Annotated in this window: 20 protein-coding genes; 12 read left to right on the top strand and 8 right to left on the bottom strand. The window is 61.3% G+C overall.

All coding sequences use genetic code 11. The features are described 5' to 3' along the window. Positions 1-102 precede the first annotated feature (102 nt). Positions 103-1,452, top strand: coding sequence for an ATP cone domain-containing protein (locus tag NZ740_05025; protein MCS6771371.1), 1,350 nt, complete (start codon positions 103-105; stop codon positions 1,450-1,452). Here the strand turns inward: NZ740_05025 and lpxB are convergent. From lpxB to lpxI, 3 genes are read right to left on the bottom strand one after another with little or no spacing between them, the layout of a single operon-like run. Next, positions 1,446-2,603 (bottom strand): lipid-A-disaccharide synthase, encoded by a 1,158-nt coding sequence (gene lpxB, locus NZ740_05020; GenBank protein MCS6771370.1) that lies wholly within the window; start codon positions 2,601-2,603, stop codon positions 1,446-1,448. The two genes, NZ740_05025 and lpxB, sit on opposite strands and share 7 nt — an antisense overlap. Then, the gene (locus NZ740_05015) at positions 2,600-3,553 is read right to left on the bottom strand and encodes a Gfo/Idh/MocA family oxidoreductase (protein ID MCS6771369.1); all 954 of its coding nucleotides are present in this window, start codon (positions 3,551-3,553) and stop codon (positions 2,600-2,602) included. Before NZ740_05015 ends, lpxB begins: the two co-directional genes overlap by 4 nt. Continuing rightward, entirely contained in the window at positions 3,550-4,386 is an 837-nt protein-coding gene (gene lpxI, locus NZ740_05010) for a UDP-2,3-diacylglucosamine diphosphatase LpxI (GenBank protein MCS6771368.1), read from the bottom strand. Before lpxI ends, NZ740_05015 begins: the two co-directional genes overlap by 4 nt. A 111-nt stretch (positions 4,387-4,497) precedes the next feature. On the opposite strand from lpxI, the gene NZ740_05005 reads away from it, so the two are divergent. Beyond that, positions 4,498-5,016, top strand: a complete 519-nt coding sequence (locus tag NZ740_05005) for a lipocalin family protein (protein ID MCS6771367.1) — start codon at positions 4,498-4,500, stop codon at positions 5,014-5,016. A gap of 5 nt (positions 5,017-5,021) precedes the next feature. Here the strand turns inward: NZ740_05005 and NZ740_05000 are convergent, their stop codons facing one another. After that, on the bottom strand, positions 5,022-6,506 hold the full coding sequence (locus NZ740_05000) for a DUF2851 family protein (protein MCS6771366.1): 1,485 nt from the start codon (positions 6,504-6,506) through the stop codon (positions 5,022-5,024). A 288-nt stretch (positions 6,507-6,794) separates the two neighbouring features. On the opposite strand from NZ740_05000, the gene NZ740_04995 reads away from it, so the two are divergent. The 7 genes from NZ740_04995 (at position 6,795) to NZ740_04965 (ending at position 16,692) form a co-directional block, all read left to right on the top strand. Next, complete coding sequence (locus NZ740_04995) at positions 6,795-7,841, top strand: hypothetical protein (protein MCS6771365.1); 1,047 nt, start codon at positions 6,795-6,797, stop codon at positions 7,839-7,841. A 166-nt stretch (positions 7,842-8,007) separates the two neighbouring features. Then, on the top strand, positions 8,008-9,375 hold the full coding sequence (locus NZ740_04990) for a trypsin-like peptidase domain-containing protein (protein MCS6771364.1): 1,368 nt from the start codon (positions 8,008-8,010) through the stop codon (positions 9,373-9,375). Between the two features lie 3 nt (positions 9,376-9,378). Continuing rightward, entirely contained in the window at positions 9,379-10,326 is a 948-nt protein-coding gene (locus NZ740_04985; protein MCS6771363.1) for an ATP-binding cassette domain-containing protein, read from the top strand. Beyond that, the gene (locus tag NZ740_04980) at positions 10,323-11,069 is read left to right on the top strand and encodes an ABC transporter permease (GenBank protein ID MCS6771362.1); all 747 of its coding nucleotides are present in this window, start codon (positions 10,323-10,325) and stop codon (positions 11,067-11,069) included. The genes NZ740_04985 and NZ740_04980 overlap by 4 nt, the downstream gene beginning before the upstream one ends. Next, positions 11,066-12,550, top strand: coding sequence for a GldG family protein (locus NZ740_04975; protein ID MCS6771361.1), 1,485 nt, complete (start codon positions 11,066-11,068; stop codon positions 12,548-12,550). Before NZ740_04980 ends, NZ740_04975 begins: the two co-directional genes overlap by 4 nt. Positions 12,551-12,566: 16 nt before the next feature. Beyond that, positions 12,567-14,441, top strand: a complete 1,875-nt coding sequence (locus NZ740_04970; protein MCS6771360.1) for a DUF4340 domain-containing protein — start codon at positions 12,567-12,569, stop codon at positions 14,439-14,441. Continuing rightward, positions 14,389-16,692: a hypothetical protein gene (locus NZ740_04965; protein MCS6771359.1), complete on the top strand. Its 2,304-nt coding sequence runs from the start codon at positions 14,389-14,391 to the stop codon at positions 16,690-16,692. The genes NZ740_04970 and NZ740_04965 overlap by 53 nt, the downstream gene beginning before the upstream one ends. Positions 16,693-16,729: 37 nt before the next feature. Here the strand turns inward: NZ740_04965 and NZ740_04960 are convergent, their stop codons facing one another. From NZ740_04960 to NZ740_04945, 4 genes are all read right to left on the bottom strand, one after another. Further along, positions 16,730-17,461: a pyridoxine 5'-phosphate synthase gene (locus NZ740_04960; GenBank protein ID MCS6771358.1), complete on the bottom strand. Its 732-nt coding sequence runs from the start codon at positions 17,459-17,461 to the stop codon at positions 16,730-16,732. A gap of 34 nt (positions 17,462-17,495) precedes the next feature. Next, positions 17,496-18,683 carry a diguanylate cyclase gene (locus NZ740_04955; protein MCS6771357.1) on the bottom strand — a complete coding sequence of 396 codons (1,188 nt, stop codon included), beginning with the start codon at positions 18,681-18,683 and terminating at the stop codon, positions 17,496-17,498. Between the two features lie 21 nt (positions 18,684-18,704). Further along, positions 18,705-19,808: a sn-glycerol-3-phosphate ABC transporter ATP-binding protein UgpC gene (ugpC, locus tag NZ740_04950; GenBank protein MCS6771356.1), complete on the bottom strand. Its 1,104-nt coding sequence runs from the start codon at positions 19,806-19,808 to the stop codon at positions 18,705-18,707. A gap of 157 nt (positions 19,809-19,965) precedes the next feature. Next, on the bottom strand, positions 19,966-20,493 hold the full coding sequence (locus NZ740_04945; GenBank protein MCS6771355.1) for a L,D-transpeptidase: 528 nt from the start codon (positions 20,491-20,493) through the stop codon (positions 19,966-19,968). 113 nt (positions 20,494-20,606) lie between these two features. On the opposite strand from NZ740_04945, the gene NZ740_04940 reads away from it, so the two are divergent. Genes NZ740_04940 through NZ740_04930 form a run of 3 tightly spaced genes read left to right on the top strand, consistent with a single transcriptional unit; the run spans position 20,607 to position 24,521 of the window. After that, complete coding sequence (locus NZ740_04940; protein MCS6771354.1) at positions 20,607-21,485, top strand: carbon-nitrogen hydrolase; 879 nt, start codon at positions 20,607-20,609, stop codon at positions 21,483-21,485. Positions 21,486-21,489: 4 nt separating this feature from the next. Next, positions 21,490-22,536 carry an agmatine deiminase family protein gene (locus NZ740_04935; protein ID MCS6771353.1) on the top strand — a complete coding sequence of 349 codons (1,047 nt, stop codon included), beginning with the start codon at positions 21,490-21,492 and terminating at the stop codon, positions 22,534-22,536. Positions 22,537-22,562: 26 nt separating this feature from the next. After that, entirely contained in the window at positions 22,563-24,521 is a 1,959-nt protein-coding gene (locus NZ740_04930) for an SdiA-regulated domain-containing protein (protein ID MCS6771352.1), read from the top strand. The last annotated feature ends 16 nt before the right edge of the window (positions 24,522-24,537 follow it).

Below are 24,537 nucleotides of genomic sequence, written 5' to 3'. Positions count from 1 at the left end.
CGCTCCGGAGGGCTTCCTCTTTTTCCCGTTCCGATCCCCCTTCGTCCGATTGCTTCGGCGCGAATCATGCAATAGTCTTGCGCACAACCTGAAGGCGCCGACATGACAGAGCCGAAATGCCCTATCGAGCGAATCGTCAAACGCGACGGCAACATCGTCGCCTATGATCGGGACCGAATTGCTACGGCCATCTTCAAGGCCGCTGCGGCAGTCGGCGGGACTGACCGCCGGCTCGCGGAGGAGCTGGCCCTCGATGTGGAACGTCGGCTGGTCGAGGTGTACGGAGCCCACTCCATGCCGACGGTTGAAGAAATCCAGGATATCGTCGAGGAGGTGCTGATCCGTAACGGCCACGTCAAGACGGCAAAAGCGTATATCCTCTATCGGCATCAGCGGGCGCAGCTCCGAGCGGGCCGCGAAAATCGGATCGAGGCGACTGACAACATCCCCTACAAAAAAATTTATGAGGTGCTTCGCTGGAACATGGACCACGGTTGCGAGACCGTGGATGGCCTCAATGAAATCATCGCGGGAGGAAAATTTCCGGAGCTGATTCGCGATTGCGATGCGCGGTATCGCGACGAAGTCGCTGCCGGCGCGAAGCTGATCCTCGAGCACCTGCCCGACGTCCGGATTGTCATCATCGCGGGGCCCTCTTCGTCCGGAAAAACGACCACCACGATCAAACTGAGCGAGGCGCTCAGCGCGGCCGGGATCGAACTCGTCGCGATTAACATCGACAACTACTTTTTCGACCTGGAGATGCATCCCCGCGACGAATTCGGGGATTACGACTATGAAACGCCGCAGGCGCTGGACCTGTCGCTGATCAATCAGCATCTGTTCGCCCTGTTGGAGGGGCGGACCATCCGAACGCCCCACTACGACTTCAAGACCGGCAAGCGCACGCTGGACGTGCACGAAATGTCGCTCAAACCCAATCAGCTCCTGCTGATCGACAGCCTGCACGGCCTGTATGACGCGATGACAGCCTCCATCCCCGCGCACAAAAAATTCCGAATGTACATCGAAACGCTCGGCCAACTCCGCGACATGCAGGGCAATTTTATGCGCTGGGCCGACAACCGGCTCATGCGCCGAATGATTCGCGACAGTTGGCACCGGAATCTACAGCCGCTGGAGACCATCGCCCACTGGCATTACGTGCGACGCAGCGAACTCAAGCACATCATCCCGTTCATCGGCACGGTGGACTATCTCGTCAACAGCGCCCTCCCCTACGAAATCCCGATTCTCAAGGCGAAGCTGTTCCATTATTTCCCGCTGGCCATGGAAAAATTCCGGGACGAGCCCAAACGACAGGACGCCTACATCCGAGCCAAACGAATTTATGAGTTGCTCAGCGGGATCGTCGCAGTGGAGGACGATTCGGTTGTACCGCGGGATTCGCTGCTGCGTGAATTTATCGGCGGCAGCGTGTACCGCTACTGACGCGCAAGCTCTTCAAGGACGGCCTCCGCCGCACGATCCGCCGCGCCGCCAGGTCCCAGGGCGTTTCGCACCTCCTCCAACGCAGCGAGGGCGGCTCTTCGTTCCGGAGTGTCCGACAACAACGGGGCGAGTCCCCGCGCAAGCCACTCGGGCCGCGCCGCGCCCTGAATGAACTCCGGAAAGGCTTCTCGACCCAGGATGAGATTGACCATGCCAAGGTGGGGCACCCGAATCAAAAGCCGCCCCGCAGCGTAGGTCAGAGGCGAGGTCTTGTACACGATGCACATCGGACAATTCATCAAAGCGGCTTCGACGGTGGCAGTGCCGGATTTCACCCAGGCCGCTGTCGCCTCCGCCAGAGCCCGTCGTGTCCGCCCGTGGACTACCGCGTAGCGCAGAGGACCGCCGCCCGCTGCGCTCGCGATGGCGTGCGCGCGCTCGGCCAATTCGATCGTCGGCGCGGCCAGCACAAAACCGGCTTCCGGATAATCCCGCTGCAAGATTCCGGCCGCGCGCCACATCACGGGCAGGATGCGTTCGATCTCCTGAATCCGGCTGCCTGGCAACAGGGCGATGCGGGGCGAACCCGGCCAAGGGATGGGTTCGCCCGGATCGGTCCACGCCTGCGCTGCCTCGTCGACCAAGGGATGACCCACATAGTCGACCCGAAGACCTGTTCCTGAAAATTCGTCGACCTCAAAAGGAAAGATGACCAGCAGCCGGTCGACAAGGTGGGCCAGCCGATGTATCCGTGACCGATGCCAGGCCCATACCTGGGGACAGATATAGTAGACGATGCGGATGTCCATCGCCTTGAGCGCCTCAGCCAGTCGAAGGTTGAAGCCGGGATAATCAACCAAGATCGCCAGATTGGGCCTGCGCGCCGCTGCCGCCTCACGAACCTGGCGGAAGACGCGCCTGAAAAAGGGATAGCGCTTCAGCACTTCCCAAAGGCCCAAAACCGCCATTTCGCGGGCATCGACAAGAATCTCCATGCCGGTGGCGCGAAGAGCGTCGCCGCCGATGCCCCAAATCCGGAGGTCGGGACGCCGGCGTAACAGGGCCGAGACAAGGCGCGAGGCGTGGAGATCGCCGGAAGGTTCGCCGGCCACGAGGAGCAGGGATGGAGGATTGGAGGGGATTGGGCTCAAGAGGGACCTTGCCGCATGGTCCGCGTGATCTGGACGGCCAATTTCAGGGCCTCCGCGGCATGTTCTCCGCTGACGATTGGCCGATCCCGACGGCGAACACAGTCCATGAAGGCGCGAAGCTCGAGCGCGAGCGGCTCCCCCTTCTCAATCGGCACTTCCTCGCGTTCAATTCGGTTTCCGACCTTTCGAAACAGCTCACCCGCCTGATTCTGATAATCTAGGGAAAAATAGGCGTCCTGGGTAAATACGCGGATCTTGCGCATCCTCTCAGGACTGATCCGGCTCGCTGTGACATTCGCGATACAGGAATTCTCGAACTGGAGGCGCACATTTGCGATGTCCTCGCTGTCACTCAGGACCGGAACGCCGACCGCACGAATTTCGCGAACCGGCGATCCGACCAGGTGCAAAATGATTTCCAAATCGTGAATCATGAGGTCCAGTACCACGTTCACCTCGGTTCCGCGGGGCTGGGCCCCCTCTCGCGGCGGCGGGAACGGCGCAAGCCGATGGGCTTCGATGAAGCGTGGCATACGGGCCCGTTGCTCGAGGAAGGCGAACACCGGGTTGAACCGCTCGACATGCCCCACCTGCAAAATCACCTTCTTCTCCTGGGCGAGGCGGACGAGATCCTCAGCCTCCTCGGTTGTGGCCGCGATGGGTTTCTCCACAAGCAGGTGCACGCCCGCGTTGAGGAGAGTGGAGGCCACGGCATGATGCAGGTGCGTGGGCACAGCCACGCTGGCGGCCTCGACCGACGCGGCCAGTTCCTCGAGCGTGCCGAAAAAACGCGTGCCGCAACGGTCGGCCACCTCCTTTGACCGCTCCGGATTCGCATCGTAGACGCCGACCAGCGACACGCCCTCCATCGAGGCGTAAATCCGCGCATGGTGCTGCCCGAGGCTGCCTACCCCGACCACACCGACTCGGATGGGGCGAGCACTGGTCATGAGCCCTGGTCCTCCCCCGCCACGGCAACGAAGGCGATCCCGAGCCGATCGGCCTCCTCCACGAGGCGATCGCGCTCGAGCAGAATCGCGCGGCCCGCTTCGACCGCCAGAGCGCTAGCCCGGGCGCGCCGGAGGGATTTGAAGGTCTTCGTGCCGATCACGGGCAGATCAAACCTCATGTCATGACCCCGCTTGGCGACTTTCACCACGACGGATCCCGGTCCGCCGAGCTTGCCCGCCCGTCGAATCGCTGCATCCGTGCCCTCGAATGCCTCCACCGCGAGGATGGTCCCCTCCTTCACCACCACCGTTTGGCCGATATCGAGGCCGCTGATCGTCTTGGCCACTCTAAAGCCAAGGGCAATGTCAGACTCTTCACGGGCTGTCAGGGGGCGCGTGCCAATCATGCCCGGTTTGGGCATGGCGGCTTCCATATATCGGCTTGCCGGAAGCAGGTCGATCCCGATCGCCTTCAACTCCTCGGCCACCGCTCCGAAGATGGTTTCCGCATTTCGCTGCCGAAGCCGGCCGAGCAGGTTGAGCATGGCACCGTCCGGTCGGGCACGGAACAAGAGTGTGGGCGTAATCTGCCCCACCATGACGGCGCGGCGGATGCCGCTGCCTTTTAGTGTCTCCAACAGGGCGCCGAGCTGGCCGACATGAAGCCACTTCACCTCATCGGCCAGTCGATGGATGGCCCGGTCGGTCTCGCCTTTGAAGGCGGCGACGAAAATCCGGCGCACGCCCTGCGCGCGCGCCGATCGCGCGAGTTCAAGCGGATAAACGCCTTTTCCCGCGATGATCGCCAGCGATGTGTCGGCATCGTCGAGCACGTCGCGGTTATGCCACCTCCTTGTCGGAAAGAAAAGCCCGCATGCTTGCCAGCAGGCGGCGGGCTGCCGCTAGAAACTTGAAGGCTCATCATCGCAGCGTATCCTTATGACGTGCCGGTTCGGTGGACCATCGCCTTTCTCGCGCTGACGCTCTGCGGATGCTCAACCCTAGATCCGCCTCCTACTGTGTCCTATGTAGATCTGCCCCGTTTCATGGGGGATTGGTATGTCCTTGAGGGTCGGTTCACGCCGTTTGAGAAGGGCGCCCATAACGCCGTGGAAAGCTATCGACTTGATGAGAAGGGCCGTATTCCAACCGTGTATTCGTTCAACAAAGGTGCGCCCGATGGACCTAGGAAAGTTTATCGATCGATCGCTTTTGTGCACAACCGCCAAACTCAGGCCGAGTGGCGGGTCCGGTTTTTCTGGCCCTTCGTATTCGCGACCTACATTGTGTTCCTCGATGAAGAGTATCAGGCAGCGGCCGTAACGACGCGCGACCGAAAATACGTGTGGATTTTGGCGCGGAGTCCCGAACTGACGCCAACTCTCGAGGCGCGCCTTAAAGAGCGACTCCGTGAACTCGGATTTGAACCGTCTCAGTTTGTCCGGGTCCCCCACACACGCTGAGCGAATCAACCGTCGCGAGATTGAGCCGATTGAACCTGTTCCCGCCAAACTCGCAGCAGCGAAGGAAACGCGCATGCTTCGCAACGCGAGCGATCGTTCAGGCAAAAATCTTGAAAGACCTGAATCAGGCCCTGACGCCGGCAGGCCGTGGAATACCAGGACCTCGGGTGATTCGGGCCAAACAGGTAATGGGCCGTTTGACGGATGATCTGATGGTCCTGTTCCGGCTCCAGCCCCTCGAGCAGCGCTTTGGCGACATCCGTTGAGCCGCGCGCAAGGAGCAGGGGCACCCAAACATTCGCCACGAAAAGCTTAATCCGGTCCGGTCCCACCAAAGCGCAAGGCCGCATAAGCGGAGGACGCCCCCACCCCATCCGTCGATCCCAATAAGGATCCGATGCGGACTTAAGCCAACGTGACGCTGCCTCCGCAGCGTGGTCCGGATCTTTTTCCGATTGAGCGAGCGATTGGATCCATGACTGATTCCGCGATCCGAAGAGCGACGCGGCCGCTGCGATTCGGCGAACCGGGTGGTTTGCCGGCCGAATTCCGGCGGTTCGCCACGCCAATTTCACATCGGTATCATTTGCCCAACGATCCCGGTGACGAAACCAGATGTCCCACAATTGGCGGACATAACGCCTTGTTTCGTCATCCCATCCGCCCGAAATTTTCTCGGGCAGCAACCCGGCAACCCCCATGAGGATCGCTTGCGCCGCGAGCGGGTCGCCCCCACAGCGCTCGCGAAGTTCCGCCAGCGGCACGCGGGCTGCAAGGGCCCGAAAGGGCGCCTTGTTGTGCTTATATCCGAAAGCGGCCAGCGTTTCTTCGTAGAGGGTCTGGTCGAGGCCGGCCTCCTCGATCCGACATGCAAGCCGATGCGCTTTTTGACGAAAACGCTCCTGGCCGGCGGCCTCTAACACCAGTTGCTTCTGATCCGGATTCCAGGACCGGAGTTCCACTCGACACGGAGGTTCCGGCGAGCGTGAGGCGTAAGGATATGCCGCGAGGTCAATTGCCTCGAATGAAAAATCACATCGAGCGGCCAGCGCGGGTCGCAATGCCACCTGAATCGCACCCGGCGGAAGTTCCGAGGCCGGCAGCGTCCCGGGAAAATAGGTCACGTGAGCCACGACAGAACGATAGCGAGGGTCATCATGATGGTGATGTGCCACCCAATCGCGGGCGTGAATGTGGACTTCGACATCACCAACGATCCGCCGCCGACCGGGGCCGACACGCAGCGCCGCTCCGAGAAAATCCGGGCCCGCTTCGAGATTCCATTCTCCCGGGAATTCAACCTCCACGGCCTCGCCCTCGTGGGTCATCAGCGCCACCGGGCGAAGCGAGGGGTCATACCAGACGCACTGCAAATGCCGCTCCGTATACGGGAATGCGCGGGCGCGAGGCCGCGGCTCCCGCACTGCTAACTTGGAAGGCATTTCCCCCCGATACCAAGAGGCAAGCGGGAGGTCGAAAGGCTCGCTCATGGCACTCGGATATTCCCGAGGGATCGAAGGTGATCTTCGGCTGCGCGTAGAAGAGCAAGGAAGTTCTGCACGATTCCGCGCCGATTGAATTTATCGACAATCTCTTGAAAACATATCGTCGCCCGCGCCCGCTCGTTCATCTCCCAAAGAAGGGCTCCGGCTCCGATGCAGTAAGCCGGCAGGATCGCACTTTGGGCCCCTAAACGCATTTCGCCAGCCTAATAGATTTGGTCCGAAACTCAATCCTCAGAGCTTGAATCGCGAAATCGATCCCCGAAGATGCCGGCCGTGAAACGTCTGCGAGCAATCGTGGCAGCGGGACTAGTAGTGACGTCTTCGCAGCCGTCATGGTCCTATGAACGGCCGGCCCACTTACCTGCTCGGGATCACGCAACGCTCACACGACATATCGATGTGCTACACGGAGCCGCTAGTCGATATGTGATTGAATGGGGCGACAATCTGGACAGCTGGCTGAGCGACCGCCTCAAACCGGCGGATCAGCCAGAACAAAGCAGTCCCCAGCAGCCGCCTCTGTTGCGAACGGGACGGGAGGAGTTCGACATCCGAGGGTCCCGGATCATCCTTACCCCCACGATTGAGGCACAAGATTCCCAAGGCCTGTCGGTCGGTCTCAAACTCCGGGCCAGAATCGAGCTCCCGCGAGTCTCGAAGCGGATCAAACTAATTTTCGATTCGGATTATGACGAAACCGATTTGACCCCTGAAATCGTGCGCCAGCGCGATGTTGGACTCCGCGGCGACGAGCAACCGACCGCAAACCTAGAAGTCGATCTGCCGCCCATCTGGAAATTCAAGATGGCAGGCGAAACGGGCCTAAAATTCAAGCCGGAGCCCCAGCCGCGCTTCGGCCTGCGGGGGCGGCTGTCCCGCACGGAGGGTGAGTTCGAGCTGAAGCTCACGCAAAAATTCTTTTGGGAAGGCGACGAAGGGTTCGGCGAACGGACTACTTTAGCCCTCGAGCAATGTCGGAAAGGGGTTTTCCTGCGCCGATTGAGCACCAGCGTGTTATGGTCGGAGTCGAGCGATGGCGTCCAAGGCGGATCCACGCTGCAAATGTTCCGATATTTGGGCGGAAGTCGAGCGCTGGGCGTGTCCTTCGGCGCAAATGGACCTTTGGAGCCGGAAGCACATGTCGAAACTTACAGCGCCCGAATCTCATTCAAGCGACGCGTTCATCGCGACTGGCTTTTTTTTGAGGTGGAGCCGGGCATTGATTGGGAGCGGGAACACAGTTTCAAGCCAACCTACATCGTGCGCGCAAAGTTCGATCTCATTTTCGGAGATTGGTTCAACGGATCGGACCACCGATGAACAGTCGGTCAACCCCTCAGCGCGCTATGTCTTGAACGCCCGCCCCAGCGCACATCCCCGCGATTCAGGGTCCGTCCTGTCTCATCCGGACGCGGTTCGGATCGGGCTCAGGTCTCTTGACTCGTGCGATCGTTGCGAGATACTCGCGTGATCCGCGAAGGCTAATATGTTCCACACTCGAGCCATCCGTACAGGGTCGATTCTCTGCAGCTTCGCCTTGGCGCTCTCCACCGCCGCCAGCCCGGTGCGCCGGACACCAGTGGTCGAGGCCGTCTCGCGGGTGCTGCCATCGGTCGTGAATATTGGAACTGAGCGAATCGTAAAAGTGGTGTATCGCGACCCTTTCTACAACTTGCGGAGCCTCGCGCAAGGAGGACTTATCCCTCCAGATTTCCTTCCGCCGCCCTTGATTCAGGAACAACGTCGGCACTCCCTCGGCTCCGGCGTGATTGTCGATGAGCACGGTTACATCCTGACGAATTACCATGTCATCGAGCAGGCCAGTGCCATACGCATTGCTCTCGGGGACGGCACCGTTTATGACGCGCGCCTTCTGGCCGGCGACCCGTTGAACGATCTCGCGCTGTTGAAAATTCAGAGCAGCCAACCCCTTCCAGCCATCGCGTTCGCGCGGGACGACGATCTGCTGCTGGGGGAAACCGTCATCGCGTTGGGCAATCCCTTTGGATTCTCGCAAACAGTGACCGTCGGCGTCCTATCCGGGATCAATCGCGAAGCTCGCTATCGAGACAATGTCGTGTACCGGGACATTCTGCAAACCGACGCGGCGGTCAACTATGGCAGTTCCGGCGGCCCGCTGGTCAATCTGGATGGCGAAATGATCGGTTTGAATGTGCAGATTCTCCAGCAGGCCCAGAACATCGGGTTCGCAATCCCCGTCAAACGAGTTCGTACGCTGCTCGGCGAATGGATGTCCCCTCGAGTCATCCGGCATGGCTGGCTCGGGTTTGAAATCGCAGCGACAGAGGTGCCGCCCGCCATTTCGCATGTCGAACCCGGCAGCGAAGCTCACCAAGCCGGCCTGGCAGCCGGCATGCGAGTCGTCTCTCTTGGAGGCGAAGCGGTGCCCGACGCCGTAACATTCCACCGGAAGCTGATCCGGCTGGCGCTGGGCGAACGCGTCCGAGTAGACATTGACGACGGTTCATCGGTGCGAGCGGTCGAACTTACGATGGTACCGGTTCCGCGCCGATCTGGCGATCAATTGGCGCGAGAGCGTCTCGGGCTTGTCCTGTCGGCGTCGACGCCCGAACAGGCGCGCCGGGCCGGTTTTACCCACGGCCTCGGGATCGAAGGGGTGCTCGCCGGTGGCGCGGCTGCGGCTTCGGGCATGCGGCCGGGACTGCTGCTGACCCGCATTAACAATGTCGAAATCCGAGAAAGTGAGGACGTGGCCGCCGCCCTCGAGTCCGTGCGGCCCGGGGAGTTCGTTAAACTGCGGTTGGTGCGTCTCGACGAACGCACGGATTTTATTCTCGCCGAAGTTTCGTATTGGGATATTCAGGCCCGCTGAACCATGATCGAAGTTTCGCACTTGACCAAACGGTATCCCGGCCGCGTCGCGGTGGACGACGTGTCGTTTACGGTCAGTCCCGGTGAGATTGTCGGCTTCCTGGGACCGAACGGAGCGGGAAAAACGACGACCATGCGAATTCTTGCCGGCTACCTGCCTCCAACATCAGGCAGCGTTCGCGTCGCGGATCTCGACGTCGCCGATCACCCGGTCGAGGTTCGACGGCGTATCGGATATTTGCCGGAAAATTGTCCGCTCTACCTCGACATGCGAGTGGATGAATATCTGCGGTTCCGGGCTCGATTGAAGGGGGTCCCTCGCAACCGCCTCAAGCAGCGCCTCCAAGAAGTCAAAGAGCGCTGCGGCATCGCCGATTCGGGGAATCGGATCATCGGTCAGCTTTCCAAGGGCTACCGCCAGCGGGTCGGCCTCGCGGAGGCCCTAGTCCACGACCCCGATTTGCTGATCCTTGACGAACCAACCATTGGCCTCGACCCCAATCAGATTCGGTCAGTACGCGAGCTGATCGCGAGCCTCGCGGATCGCCATACGATTCTCCTGTCATCCCACATCCTCCACGAGGTGGAAATGCTTTGCCGTCGCGTGCTGATCATCCACCGTGGCCGTCTTGTCGCCTCGGACAGCACCGACCGACTGCGCAACCGTCTGGCCGGCGAATCGGCCATCGCGATCGAATGGAAGGCGCCCCGCGAAGAGGCCGAGGCAGCCCTGCGCTCGCTCCCTGGTGTCCTCGAGGTCCAGGTAGCCGATGCGGGCGACTGGCTGAAGATGTCGGTCCGCGCAGCCAAGAATGAAGATCCGAGGCCGGAAATCGGCGCCCTCTCCGCTGCCCGCGGCTGGCCGCTGCGGGAACTTCACCTCGAAGCAGCCACGCTGGAGGACGTCTTTGTCGCGCTGACCCGATCGGAAAGAACGGAGGTTCGGGCATGAAGGCATTCGCCGTCCTCTGGAAAAAGGAACTTACCGGCTACTTTTTTTCGCCGATCGCCTATGTAGTAGCGGTTTTCTTCCTCGCCTCGATCGGCCTGATCTTTTCGCTGCTCGTCTCGATCCTTGCCGAAGGACCCGCGGGCATTTCGATCATGAATCTCCTGTTCGGCAGCCCATTCTACTGGATGTCCATGCTCGTCCTCGCGCCCGTTCTAACGATGAGGCTGTTGGCGGAAGAAAAGAAATCCGGCACGATCGAAACCCTTCTCACCGCGCCGATCACGGACGCACAGGTTGTACTCGCCAAATTCCTCGGCGCGATATGCTTCTACGCCTTCCTCTGGCTGCCGACCGGACTTTTCCTCCTTATTCTGCGCTACTTCAGCGTCGATATGGCCCCGCTCGACCTCGGTGCGGTTGCCGGTGGGTATTTGGGCGCCTTGCTCGTCGGAATGCTCTACCTGTCCATCGGCCTACTGTGCTCCGCCCTAACGAGCAATCAAATTATTGCCGCAGTCTGTTCATTTGCCGTGCTGCTCATTCTCTTCTTGGCTGGACTCGTTGAACAAATCGCGCGTGACTCCGCCGTCCGGGCTGTCAGCAGTTACATCTCCTCATACGTCCACATGCTCGAATTTTCTCGCGGGGTTATCGACTCCCGTCCGATTGTATTTTATCTGAGCAGCACCGCCCTTGTCCTGTTCGCAACGGTTAAGGTGGTCGAGTCACGTACGTGGAAATGAAGCGCGAAAGGGAGAATTTGTCCGCTGACCAGCGCGGCGGTGTCGGGCGCCGAATTGCCCTGGGTTTGAACGCTGGCGCCGCCGTCGCCCTCGCAGCCGCCCTTGTCGTGATGGTCAACTATCTGTCGCATCGTCACTATGTTCGAAGCGACATCAGCCGGAGCCAGTTTTACACCTTGTCCGACAAGACCCGTAGTTTGCTTGCTTCGCTGACCTCTGCCGTGGATGTGGTCGTTTTTTTCCAACCGGACCACCCCTCGCTCGAGGACGTCATCAATCTCCTGAAGGAATATCAGCACATTTCGCCGCATATTCGCGTCGATCGAGTCGACCCGCATCGGGATATCGGTCGCACCGAAGCGCTTGTCCGCCAATATGACATAAATGCGATCAACCTCGTGATTTTTTCATCCCTCGGCCGCACGAAGGTCGTGAATGGAGAGGATCTCGTAGAAATGGATTTTTCCGATGTCCTTGCCGGCGAATCGCCCCGCCCGTCCTCCTTCCGCGGCGAGCAACTCTTCACCTCCGCGATTCATAGCCTCACCCAGGAGCGTCCCCCTGTGGTCTACTTCCTGCGCGGGCACGGGGAGCGAGACATCAACGACCGCGATCCTTACACGGGATACTCCGCGATCGCCCAGCACGCCCGGCGCGATAACATTGAGGTGCGCGACCTCCTGCTCAGCGAAACGCGACAGATCCCGGCCGATGCCAGCGCGCTTGTCATCCCCGGCCCCACAAAAAATCTCGCCGAAGCCGAGATCGACCTCATCCGCGCCTGGCTCAACAACAGCGGCCGGCTGATGATTCTGCTCGATAACGGGCCGACCGCCGGATTGCGGCCGCTAATCGAAGAATGGGGCATCCGGCTTCAGGATGGCGCCGCAGTCGACCCCTTGCGCTCGCTTACGGGACTCGACATCTTCGTGAGTGACTACGGCATTCATCCGATCACCAAGGGGCTACGCGATATTGCCACAGTTTTCTACCTCCCCCGCGCGGTGGAGCCTGAGGCGCTATCCGGAGACACGCCCCAGCCCGTCGACCGCCCCCGAGTCACCGTCCTCGCGCGCACGTCGCCGGACAGTTGGGCGGAGAGCGATCTCGAACAGCGGCCGATGCGTTTCGATGCCGCTCGGGATCGGCGAGGCCCCATTTCAATTGCCGTGGCCGCCGAGCGCGGCGCAGCTCCCCACTTGGAGATGAGCCTGCGTCCATCTCGACTGGTCGTCTTCGGGGACACGGATTTTCTCTCAAACGGCGCGCAAAGCAGCGGGAATGCGGATTTCTTCCTGAGCGCGCTGAACTGGCTGCTGGAACGGGAGGCGCTGATGGCAATCTCCCCAAAACCCATCGAGGAAATCCGCCTGGTCATGACGCGGGAGCAGGTCTCGCGTGTCTTCTGGTTTACGACAGTGATCCTGCCCGGCCTGATTGCTGCGGCCGGCGCCGGGGTCTGGTGGCAACGGCGCACCTGAGGACAAACCTACGGCCATGCGACTCAGCACGCTCATTCTTCTGGCGCTCGTCATCGCCCTGGGCTTGTACATCCGCTTTTTTGAACAACACCGCGACCCGACCGACCGAAAACGGGAGATTGCACGCCGGGTGCTGCGCATGAACCCCGCACGCATCACGATCATCCGCGTCACGCGGCCGGATCTTCAGGTGACACTCGAACGCCGCGACGACGAGTGGCGCCTCGTGAGCCCCGTGGAGTCGCGCGCAGACGCGGGCGCGGTGACCCGACTGCTCGATACGATCGAATTGCTTGAGCGCGGCGACGTGATTCGGGGGCGGGAGTGGCGGAACAAGGGCATGACTCTCGCCGACTTCGGGCTGGACGACCCGCGGGCGCGCATCGAACTCCGCAGCGCGGAAAAATCATGGACGTTGCTAGTCGGCCGCGACACGCCGGTCGGCGGCACGATGTTCATCAAGGATGAAAACGATACATCTATTTTCGTCGTCTCGACCAATTTGCTCGCCGACCTGCCGTCCACCGTGGACAGCCTTCGCGATAAACGTGTCTTCCTCGGCTTCCCCGGCGATGTTACCCGCCTCGACCTTCGCCGGCGAGAGGGCATGTTGAGCCTTACCAAAACCGACGCCGGAACCTGGCGGATGCAGCAGCCGTGGAGCGGTCGCGCCGCGCCAGCCTCGGTCCGCGACCTCCTCGACCAGTTGTTCACGGCCCGAATTGTCGAATTCATCGCAGAATCTTTCGATGCGGCACCCCTCTACGGACTAGACGAGCCCTCGGCACAGGCATCCGTCACCGGCCACCGCCGTTACGGCGAGCAGACGCTCCTACTCGGGAAATCCCCGCCGGGCGACTCGAATGTGGTGTACGCCACTCGAGCCGGCGAGCCGCGCGTTTTCACCGTGCCCCGCTCGCTGCTCGATGCCCTGCAGGTTCGCGCGGAATCGCTGCGCGACCGGCGCGCGCTAACTTTTACCTCCTACGAAATTTCGTCGATCCGCATCGAGGAGGGCGAACGAGCGATTCTGCTCGCGCGCGATGAGTCCTCGGGAGCGTGGGAACTTCGCGAGCCGGTGAGGGCGCGGGCCGATGAGAACCGCATCCAGAACGCCCTCGCGGAATGGACCGGGCTTCGCATCGAAGCGTTCATCGACGGCGCCGATACTAATTACAGCGCCTGGGGGCTTGCTCCGCCGGCCCGCCGTCTGGTGTTCAGCCGCCGCAGCTCGCCGGCGGAGTCGGCGTCGCCCCGCGTATCTAGCGAAGACGATCAGGTCGTTCTGCTGTCTACCCATGCCCCGTCGAACGGCCTGATTACAGCCCTTCTGGCCCATGAGCAATCGCTCATCCGCATCCAGGCTTCAGCGGCCGAGGCGCTGCCGTTCGATCCGTTCATTTACCGGCACCCCGTTGTGTTGTCCTTCGACACGACCACCGTTCGAATTCTGTCCTTGGCCGTCGCCCATCTGGAACAATCAGTTCTCCGAGATGCGCCGACCAACGAATTCCGTTCAGCAACTCAGGGTGCGGCGCCGGACCCCGAACAAGTACGAACCGCGCTTTCAACGCTCGCATCCCTTCGCGCGACTCGGTTTGTGGGCCCGATGTCCGACCTTACGGTGTATGGACTGGACCCGCCGCGCGCGACCCTTACGATTGGCTTCGAGGGGGAACTGGCCCCCGTGCGAGCGCTTCTGATCGGCCGCGATTCGGAGGACGGAGTCTTCGCTGCGCTTCGTGGCGGTGATGCCATATTTGTCATCCCTGCCGATGTGCGGGACAAGTTGCTGAAACCATTGTATAAAGGATCTGTGTTGTACAAGGACTCCCCGGTTGCTCCAAATCCGCCCGAAAAAGACCAAGCCCCATTCTCAAACGACGACTAGTCGGAGAATCCTCGGCTTCATCCATGCCGTTCTACATGGACTGTGGTCTCTGGCCGTTCTGCTGTTGGCCGCCTTTCTCTTTTTGTGGATTGTGGGCGTCCCCTCTGTCGTTCTAAACGCCGCGTTGCAGCGCCTGGAAACGGGCGCCACCCTCGCCGCCGACGGCCTCCGACTGACGCCTCGGGGCGAACTACGTTTAGAGCGTCTCCTGGTCTACCCGGAAGGCTCCTTCGACCAGCCTTTCCTGCGGTTCGATGAAATTTCGTTTTCCCCGGACTATCGATCCCTCGCGTCCGGTCGCTTCCACCTTCGTTCCCTCCGCGCCGAGGGCGGGGCCCTCTTCCTGCCGCCATTTCAGGCGTCGACCGAAAGCCGGCTTGGCCGCATCGAGGTTAACAACATCCGGATCTCCCTGGCCCGCCGGACCGGAGACTGGCAAATCCTCGCCGCCGCGTCGATCGGCTCCATGAGCCTCCGCGTGTCTGGAGCCCTCCGCGCCGAGACAGCCGAGCCAACGGTAGGGCCACGCTCATGGCTGGCCTCCTTTGCTCAACTGACGTCTCAGACTCCAAAGTTGGGGGAAGGTCCTCGCCGAGTGCTGGAAGACATCCTGCTAACCGGCACTACCGAGGCCCAAATCGAAATCACCGGAACCTTTCAAGAACCCGAATTTTTTGTGCAGTTGATTTCCACCCCGCGCACCGTTGGCGGATTTCCGGTCGATCGCGCGGAGGCCCGGCTCGTGCGTAAAAACCGCCGGCTGGCGCTCACATCGCTCGATATTCGGGGGCCGGGTGGATTCCACATTCAGGCTTCCCGCTCGGATCCCTCGGATGACGGGGCCGTCATTCGCGGTTTTTTTGCGTTTGACCGACTGACTTATCAGGGGGCGGAGTTTGCCCAGGGATCTGGCCAGATCGAACTTCTGGATGATGGCTCCATGCTCGCGAGTCGATGCGAGGTGCGGTTAGGCGCGACGGGCCAGAGGGGAACCGCTCTGTTTGACGTGGTCTGGCAACCGGATCGGAATACGCTCTCTGGTTCTTTCGACCTCAATTTCGACCCCAACGACCTTGCGCCGCTCCTGACCAGCAACCAGATCAAGATCGCCCGCAGGTTTGCCTTTTCAAATTCCATGCCTCGATTTGCCGGCGTTTTCCTTCGCACTGCTCGACCAACCAACCTCTTTATCCACGGCCATCTGACCGCCAGCCGCTTTGAATACCGGGGTGTTCCCGTCGACGACATGGAGGTCACGCTCACGTACACCAATCACTGGCTGATTCTCGACAACTGGCGATTCACTCGAGGCAGGGGCTTTACCTCAGGTCGGATGGACATCGACCTCGACGGCCGGCAGGTTATCGCCAATTTATACAGCACGATGCATCCGGTGGACGTTGCCGGACTAATCGGCGATCAGCTTAGAAAGGCGGTATCGCAATGGAGCTTCGATGGCCCTACAGAGATGCGCGCGGCCGGTGTGGTCGACACTTCGGCTCGTCACGACCGCACAGACCTCACACTGGAGGCGCGCGGAGAGCGGATGGGCCGCGGCGACTGGCTCGCGGACTCAGCATCTTTCACGCTGCACGCATGGAAGGGTCGGTACGTCGTCACGAATTTCGCGGGCCGCGCCTTCGGCGGGCAACTTCAGGGGAACGTCTGGGTAGAGCCGGCGTACGCCGGCCCCGAACCTCGCTTCATCGCGACAATCAGTTTGACCAATGCCGATTTCGCCGCCATCGCGCGCGGACGGTCCTGGGCCGGTGAGACCACGACGGGCCGGCTACATTTAGCCGTAACCGCAACGGGATTGATATCCGATGTTCTTGGCCCGGCGACTCGGGGAGATGGTTGGCTCGTCATCGAACAGGGCGAACTGTTGCGAACCCCCCTTTTTGGGGGACTGTCCGAACTGCTCTCCCGACTGGTGCCGGGTCTGGGATTTGTTTCCCAGACCGACCTCGAATGCACCTTCCTCATCGGGGACGGCGGACTTCGCACGGATGATCTGCAACTCTCAGGCGACGTTATCAGCATGCGGGCTCGAGGCGATATAGAATTCGACGGCCGGATTCGCATGGATGTCCAAGTGGTTCTCATGCGTCGCGGACCCCTCGCCGCCTTTTTGCGCCTGCTGACATTCCCCGTGACGAAGCTGTTCGAATTTCGCCTTTCCGGAACCCTCGAAAATCCGCAATGGCGACCCCTCAACCTCCCGAAGGAGCTGTTCCTCCTGTTTGATTAGGGCAGCCCTGCTTCTCGCCGAGGGAAAGGCGCATCCGTCACGCCGCTGCCCGAATGGCGCGGATCATTTCCGCAACTGCCTCGTGCAGGCCGACAAACACGGCGCGCGAGACAATGCTGTGCCCGATGTTGAGCATGTGCAGATGGGGAATGCGCAGAATCCCCGCCACATTTTGCAAATTGATTCCGTGCCCTGCATTGACCTGCAGCCCGGCCTTATGGGCAAAATCGGCTGCCTTGATAAGACGTTCCAGTTCCCGTTCGGCGGCCGCCTGATCGCCGGCCGTGACTGCATCGCAATATTCGCCGGTGTGCAATTCGATCACCGGTGCGCCGAGCGCTGCGGCAGCCTCGATCTGAGCAGGATCCGCAGCGATGAACAAGCTGACCTTGACGCCGGCCTCTTTCAGCGCGCCGATGGTCGGCGCGAGCTGGTCTTTGAGGCCGCGGGCGTCCAATCCTCCTTCTGTGGTTAACTCCTGACGCCGCTCCGGAACGAGGCACGCCTCGTCCGGCCTTACCTTGAGCGCAACCGCGAGCACATCAGGCGAATTCGCCATTTCCAGGTTGAGCGGCAGAACCCGCTCGCGCGCCAGGCGCTCGACGTCGTTGTCCTGAATATGGCGCCGGTCCTCTCTTAGGTGAACCGTGATCCCGTGCGCCCCCGCATCCCTACAAAGCCGCGCAGCCTCCACCGGATCAGGATACGGTGTTTTCCGAACCTGTCGAAGGGTCGCGACGTGATCGATGTTGACGCCCAGTTGGATCATGGAGTGCCCTCCAGAAAACGGATGCAGCAGACGCTCAGAAAACATCCGCCGGAGCGGACGCAACATGCAATTTCCGCATCGGCTCCTCGAAAAGCACGCACTGGTTCCTCCCCCGACTTTTGCCCACTAGCAGCGCAGTCTGCGCTTCCTCCAGCAGCGCCCGAGCATTTCCGCTATGCCCCGGCCATCCCGCAACGCCGATCGTCACCGTCAGGCGCAATCCCCGTGCGCCAAAGGATTCTCGCCGAGCCGCATTCCACAAACGCCGCGCGACCTCGATAGCCACATCGGGCGGGCAATCGAGGGCGACGATAAACTGATCCTCGCGGCCCCGCGCAATAAGGTCGGTCTCTCGCGTGTTTCGCTGCAAAAAACGCGCGAATTCGCGCAATAGCTCATCGCCGGCTTCCCGGCCATACTGCGCGTTATAACGGCGCAGCATATCCACGTCCGCAACGAGGATCGAGGCCGACCCGCCCGCCCGTCGGCGCATCGCCACAAATTTCTGCAGAACGCTCTCCTTTCGCGCGTCCGCAATCACCCCTGTCAGAGAATCCAGCATTGCGGAGGGCCTTTCCTCGTTCTTTCCACCCCCGCTTGACTCAGGGCCCGATCCATCGGCGCCCGCCGCGCCGCTCCACCCGCCGCCACCCGCCTGCGACGCGGACAGGCCCTGCCGCGCGCGATCGCACAAATCCGCAGCCCGGTCCCCGTCCTCCGGATAGAAGGCCGCGCCAGCCGCGACTTCGATGTGAACCTCCGTGCCGTCATTCAGCGTCAATGGCTCGCGCGACATTTCCCGCAGAATCCTCCCCAACGCGGCCCCGGCACCCGCTCGGCCCGCAAAGAGTACTGCGCCAATTTCACCGCTATCAATCGGCATGACCAAGTCGCCGGACCGGACCAACCGCTTGAGGCGATCGGCAAGGCGGGCTATCACCTCGCCGTTCCCGCGCGCCTCGCTTTGCGACGCCACCGCGTCCGTATTTCGAAACGCGAACCGGACCACCATCAGGGGCCGCTTCTCGCGTCGCGCCCGGCTGAGCCGCTGGGCCACCTGGATCTCAAAGGCCGACGGCGGAGCAGGCGATGCCGAACGGGTCTCTCCCGTACGGCTCACCAGAAATTCGTAGCGCAGATGGCTCGCAACGAGTGTGATCACGATGAAGCTGGCCCCGGCGACAAGGATCGTCTGGCCGAGGATGGTCAACCAATCCGGCATGCCGTCATCCGAGCCGCGGCTTCAGGCCACCGTCACGCCCGTTTCCGGGTGGAAGAAATGCCCTTTTCGCATGGTAAAGGCGACCTGCAGGTCCTGGTCGACTTGAACCTGATCGGAACCGCCCACCCGTGCGATAAACGAGTGCGAACCCGTGTTCAAATAGATGTAGGTCTCCGCGCCCATCGGCTCGACCACCTCGACCCGGGCTTTCACGACGTGGTCCGGATTGGGCGATGGCGCGTGGCGCGCGTCCGCGACATCCTCTGGGCGAATTCCAAACACGATCTCTCGGCCCGCAAACGGCGCGACGCGCGCGGCGTGCAAATCATCCACGCGGACGGAAAACCGGCCCTCATTGAACCAAAGGCCGCCCGCCTTCTGCTCGATGCGGCCCTTGAAGAAATTCATCGGTGGACTGCCAATAAATCCGGCCACAAATTGATTGGCCGGGTTGTTGTACAACTCGAGCGGCGGCGCCACCTGCTGAATGAAGCCATCCTTCATCACCACGATCTTGTCGCCCATCGTCATCGCCTCGACCTGATCGTGCGTCACGTAGATCATGGTCGAAGCAAGCCGGTTGTGCAATTTGCTGATCTCGGTCCGCATCTGCACGCGCATCTTCGCGTCGAGGTTGGACAGCGGTTCGTCGAACAAAAACGCCTTAGGCTTTCGCACGATTGCGCGGCCGACCGCGACGCGCTGCCGTTGTCCGCCGGAAAGCTCTTTCGGTTTTCGGTCGAGGAGATTCTGGATGCCGAGGATTTCGGCTGCCTCGCGCACGCGCGCGTCAATTTCTGCCTTGGGGTAGCCCCGCAGCTTCAGGCCAAATGCCATATTTTTGTAGACCGTCATGTGCGGGTACAACGCGTAGTTCTGGAACACCATCGCGATGTCGCGGTTCTTTGGCGGCACGTCATTGACCTTCTTGCCGTCGATGTAGATGCTGCCTTTCGAAATCTCCTCCAGCCCAGCCACCATGCGCAGCGTGGTGGATTTCCCGCAGCCGGAGGGCCCGACGAGGACGACAAACTCCCGATCTTCGATGACCAGGTTCGCGTCATTCACGGCTACGACGCCGCCCGGGTAAATCTTCCAAACATGTTCCAAAACGACCTTGGCCATCTAGTTGTCCTCCTGCCGACACTGCTGGCGGGCACCCTGCCCGGCACTTAAGCGACAGTCCTGAACGATTACCGAATTCCTGCGAATTGTACAAGGCGATGCGCGTGTTCCGGATCAGTTGGCGGGCCGGCCACGCCTCATGCCTCCTCGCGCGCGCCTATGACTCGATCACACACCACGTGGGCCGGCCCCGCGTCCGGTTGAAAAGGTCGATCACGTCCCGGTTCCCCATCCGGATGCACCCGCGGGACGCGGGGCGCCCAAGATCCTGTTCGCGGTTCGTCCCGTGAATGTAAATGTATCGCGAATAGCTGTCGCACCCCGGACCGGCATTGACGCCCGGCTCGCACCCCCGCAGACGCAGAATCCGCGTCAAGATTCGCTCGGGACCGGCCGGATCCCGCCATTTCGTCGGCGGAACCACCTCGCCGGTGAACCGCCTCGACTTGAATACAGCCCCCGCGGGGCGTCCCGCGCCGATCCACCGGACCACGCGGTGCAGGCCCGGCGGCGTCTGGAAGCTGTTTTCCCGACCGCCGACGCCGTTGGCCGCGGTGGATATGCGGTAAGTCTTCACGCGGCGCCCACCTAGCCAGAGTTCCAGGCGCTGCCGGCGCACGCTCACGCGCAGCAGGGCCGAGCCCGGCCGGTGCATTTTTTCCATGGTCTGTAAATTCCATGGCATGGAAACCGATGCCGATCGTTTTTCCATACAATGGAAATTTTCAAAAAAATTTTTCCATGGGATGGAAATCATAAGATGGAAATTTGGTGCCGATCAGGCAGACTCGGGACTGTATGAAACGGACGATTGCCCTCGTTCAAATGCGGTGTTCGACAAAGCCGGAGGAGAATGTCCGGCGGGCGGCGGAATTCGTCGCCGAAGCCGGGGCGCGGGGTGCGCACATCGTGTGCCTGCCGGAACTGTACAGGACACCTTACTTCTGCCAGGTTGAAGATGCGTCGCTGTTTGACCTCGCGGAGCCGGTGGACGGTCCGTCGGCCGCCGCGCTCGGTGAGGTGGCGCGAAAGGCCGGTGTGACCGTCATCGCGCCAATCTTTGAGCGGCGCGCGCCCGGTCTCTTCCACAATAGTGCGCTGGTGATCCGGCCGGACGGCGGCGCGCCGGGCCTGTATCGGAAGATGCACATCCCGGACGACCCCTGCTTCTATGAGAAGTATTATTTTGCGCCCGGCGATCTCGGCTTCTTGGCACACGACACGCCGGCGGGACGGATCGGGGTGCTCATCTGCTGGGACCAATGGTATCCCGAGGCCGCGCGCCTGACGGCACTGAGCGGAGCGGAGATTCTGTTTTACCCGACCGCCATCGGCTGGCACCCGCATGAGAAGGAGAAATACGGTGCGGCGCAGCGCGACGCGTGGCAGACCATCCAGCGCGCCCATGCGATTGCGAACGGCGTGTTCGTGGCCGCGGTCAACCGGATTGGACACGAGAAGCCCAACCCGCAGGCGGCCGGCCTCGAATTCTGGGGCTCGTCGTTCGTTTGTGACCCGTTCGGCGTGATGTTGGCTGAAGCGCCGATTGATCAGGAGGCGGTTCTGCTGGCTGAGATCGACACGGCGCGGATCGAAGAGGTCCGCCGGAACTGGCCGTTTCTGCGCGACCGGCGAATCGACGCTTTCGGGGAAATTTTAAAGCGGTATCGGGATTGAACCCATGCGTCTGCACTACCCGGCCGAGTGGGAGAGGCATGAAGCCACCTGGATCGGTTGGCCGCACAACAGCGCCGACTGGCCCGGAAAATTCGGACCGATCCCCTGGGCGTTTGCGGAGATGGCGCGGCATATCGCGGCAGGAGAGCGACTTCACATCATCGTGCAGGATGCGCGGCATGAGGCGGCGGCGCGCCGCGTGCTGCGCGACACTGGTGTTGCCGAGGAGGCGGTCCGATATTTCCGCTGGCCGACCAACCGCGGATGGACGCGCGATCTGGGTCCGCTTTTTGTCCGGTCGGGATCGAAAAGGGCGCGTTTGGCTATATTGGACTATACGTTCAACGCGTGGGCGAAATATCCGGATTGGGAGCTGGACAACGCGGTTGCCGCTCGAGCCGCGCGGGCGATGAAACTCCCGCGCATTGACGTCGTCCATCGCGGGCGGCGGGTCGTCCTGGAGGGTGGCGCTTTGGATGTCAACGGGCGGGGCACGCTGATCACTACGGAGGAATGCCTGATGGACCAGGAGGTCCAGTGCCGAAACCCAGGGTTTTCGAAGAGGGATTGGGCCGCCGTCTTTGAGCGCTATTTTGGTGCGAAAAATGTCTTGTGGTTCGGGCGGGGCATCGCCGGAGACGACACGCACGGGCACGTCGACGACCTCTGTCGGTTCGTCAACCCCAAAACGGTCGTTCTCGTTCGCGAAAAAAATCCCGCCGATGAGAACTACCGCTCCCTCGAGGAGAACTGGGAGCGCGTGCGGGATATGCGGCTGGAGGATGGGTCCCGGCTGGAGGCGGTTGCCCTGCCCATGCCCGATCCCCTTCGGTTCCGCGGACAACGTCTGCCGGCCAGCTACGCCAATTTTTACATTTGCAATTCCGCGGTATTGGTTCCGACCTTCAACGATGCCAACGACCGGATCGCGCTGGGCATCCTTGCCGAGCTCATCCCCGACCGACCGGTAATTGGCATCCACGCCGTGGATTTGGTGTGGGGGCTCGGCGCAATCCATTGTCTAACTCGCGAGCAGCCGACGCTGGCATAGAGCCTGCTTAAGTTAAATAGGGCACTATGGCTGGGAAGAAACGATTCGAATTCCTGCGGGATCCGGATTTCTGGTCGACCGCGGGGCTTTTTGCGCTGCCGCTGGCTGTGGTGGGGTTGCTGTTCGTCATTGCGGGTCCTCAACTGTCCGAGGAATACAACAAAATAGCTCGCGGTGGACGTCCGCGCACGCCAGCCCGGGTCGTGATTCCCGACGCCCTTGCGCCAGAAGTTTTGCCGAGATTGGCCAGCATTAAGTCGAAGGAGCTTGAACAGGCTGTTGAGGAAATGGCCGCTGAAATGGAGGCCGTTGCCCGTGACGCCGAGGTGCAAGTGGTGACGGGGATTGTCACGCGGGCTTCTGTGGCCCCTCCACCGCGTCCGGCGCTGCCCGTGCCCACATTCCGTACCCTGGTGACCGCCGAGGGACTGAAGAGCCCGGATGGAGTAGCAATCGACCCGCGTACGGGCGCACTATACGTCGCGGACGAGGCGGCCAATCGAATCGTGATGATCAATCGACGCGGGCGAGTGAGGACGGTCATCGAAACGACCACTCGACTGGTTGATTCCTCCCGTGGCTCCCCCCGAAGGATCGCGGCGATCCGCAATCCGGAGGGCTTGGCCATGGACGGCCAGGGCCGCCTGTACGTTGTCGAGGACAGGCCCGGTGGACGGGTGATCGCGATCCAAATGGACGAACAAGGGAAACCGGGGGCGGTGGAAATCATTTCCGTACCCGGAAATAACACCAACATCCAATGGGAATCCATCGCCGTGCGAGATACCGGGGAGCTCTTGCTGGCAGGCTCATCCGCAGAGTCGGCCGGATCTGGCGGGTTTTTCAGCGGAGCGTTGGTTTATCGTGACCTTCAAGGTCGCTGGTGGGTGCCCGTCATGCGGCCAATGGCGGGTTTTTCCTCAATCGCGTTCTCAAAAGATGGATCATTCGCCATTTACACAGACGAGGTCAACGGGACCCTCGGATGGATCGATTTGCGGGCCCGTCATCTCCGCGAAGGAGCCAGTCGGATGACCTTTCAATCTCCGGAAGGCGTCTGCGTGCTCCCGGATGGACGGATTGTCGTGGCGGAGGAAAAAGGCCGTCTGAGTCTGGTCGACCCCGAGGCTGACCGTGTTGATGTCATTGCCGAGAAACTCGGCCCAATTGAGTCGGTGGCATGGGATGGAGCGGGAGGACGACTCGTGGTTACGTCAGACGGCCAAGGCAAGGTGCTGCAATTCATTCCGGACGCGGCCTTCCCCACCCACTTGGACCGGATGCAGCGCGCGGTTTGCCAATCCGAGGGGGCGATTCGCAAAGTGCCGCCTGCAGCGCCCGACTTTCTAAGGCCGCTATTGGATTTAGGCGGCTTCTCAGACGCCCACTTGGACGACGCCCTGGCGTTTGATGAGCTGACACGGCGCGTGCCCATGCTTGCTGCCGATTCGCGCGCGATCTTGATCCACAGCCGCGACGACGTGGTCGACCCGATCATGCACGTCCGGTTTGTCGCGCTCGACCCGAACAGCCTGCGATTTGACGAACCCGGCTATGAATTCGCTCTCAGCGCGGTTCTATTGAGGACTCAGTCGGGTCAAATTTACAAAACCCAGATCTCGCGAACCGTCGTGCTCAGTGGAAATTTGTGGGTGGGCCAGTTTAAGAATCACGGGGTTTTCGATGTCCCGGTTCCGTTTGCCTACCACGCGCAACCGGGACCGCGCGGCCACGCGGTCATCCATTTCACCGGGCTTGGCCGCTCGCCGGATCTGTCGATCGCTCTCGATCCAAACAACCCGGATGACAGTTACATGCTCGTAACTCACGTGAACGGCTCTCTGGAGCAGTATCGGCTGGTGACCACCCGATCCGAGTCCGGATCGGAAAATTGGGTCATTTCGTTGCCCGGCCGGCAACCGATCTCCTGGATACAAATCAGCGGGACGCCCGCCGAGCCGACGTCTGCCGAACAAAGGCTTTGAAAATTGTGCAAGGCGA

It is taken from the genome of Kiritimatiellia bacterium (assembly GCA_025054615.1).
GTDB lineage: Bacteria > Verrucomicrobiota > Kiritimatiellia > CAIVKH01 > CAIVKH01 > JANWZO01.
Note: the sequence above shows the minus strand (reverse complement) of the source record. Positions and strands in the feature narration are given on the sequence as shown.

What these genes read in the sequence shown, in the direction of transcription:
- NZ740_05025 (MCS6771371.1), top strand. Translation starts at nt 103, where the DNA reads ATGACAGAGCCGAAATGCCCTATCGAGCGAATCGTCAAACGCGACGGC.
- NZ740_05015 (MCS6771369.1), bottom strand. Translation starts at nt 3,553, where the DNA reads ATGACCAGTGCTCGCCCCATCCGAGTCGGTGTGGTCGGGGTAGGCAGC.
- NZ740_05000 (MCS6771366.1), bottom strand. Translation starts at nt 6,506, where the DNA reads ATGAGCGAGCCTTTCGACCTCCCGCTTGCCTCTTGGTATCGGGGGGAA.
- NZ740_04990 (MCS6771364.1), top strand. Translation starts at nt 8,008, where the DNA reads ATGTTCCACACTCGAGCCATCCGTACAGGGTCGATTCTCTGCAGCTTC.
- NZ740_04985 (MCS6771363.1), top strand. Translation starts at nt 9,379, where the DNA reads ATGATCGAAGTTTCGCACTTGACCAAACGGTATCCCGGCCGCGTCGCG.
- NZ740_04980 (MCS6771362.1), top strand. Translation starts at nt 10,323, where the DNA reads ATGAAGGCATTCGCCGTCCTCTGGAAAAAGGAACTTACCGGCTACTTT.
- NZ740_04975 (MCS6771361.1), top strand. Translation starts at nt 11,066, where the DNA reads ATGAAGCGCGAAAGGGAGAATTTGTCCGCTGACCAGCGCGGCGGTGTC.
- NZ740_04970 (MCS6771360.1), top strand. Translation starts at nt 12,567, where the DNA reads ATGCGACTCAGCACGCTCATTCTTCTGGCGCTCGTCATCGCCCTGGGC.
- NZ740_04960 (MCS6771358.1), bottom strand. Translation starts at nt 17,461, where the DNA reads ATGATCCAACTGGGCGTCAACATCGATCACGTCGCGACCCTTCGACAG.
- NZ740_04955 (MCS6771357.1), bottom strand. Translation starts at nt 18,683, where the DNA reads ATGCCGGATTGGTTGACCATCCTCGGCCAGACGATCCTTGTCGCCGGG.
- ugpC (MCS6771356.1), bottom strand. Translation starts at nt 19,808, where the DNA reads ATGGCCAAGGTCGTTTTGGAACATGTTTGGAAGATTTACCCGGGCGGC.
- NZ740_04945 (MCS6771355.1), bottom strand. Translation starts at nt 20,493, where the DNA reads ATGCCATGGAATTTACAGACCATGGAAAAAATGCACCGGCCGGGCTCG.
- NZ740_04940 (MCS6771354.1), top strand. Translation starts at nt 20,607, where the DNA reads ATGAAACGGACGATTGCCCTCGTTCAAATGCGGTGTTCGACAAAGCCG.
- NZ740_04935 (MCS6771353.1), top strand. Translation starts at nt 21,490, where the DNA reads ATGCGTCTGCACTACCCGGCCGAGTGGGAGAGGCATGAAGCCACCTGG.
- NZ740_04930 (MCS6771352.1), top strand. Translation starts at nt 22,563, where the DNA reads ATGGCTGGGAAGAAACGATTCGAATTCCTGCGGGATCCGGATTTCTGG.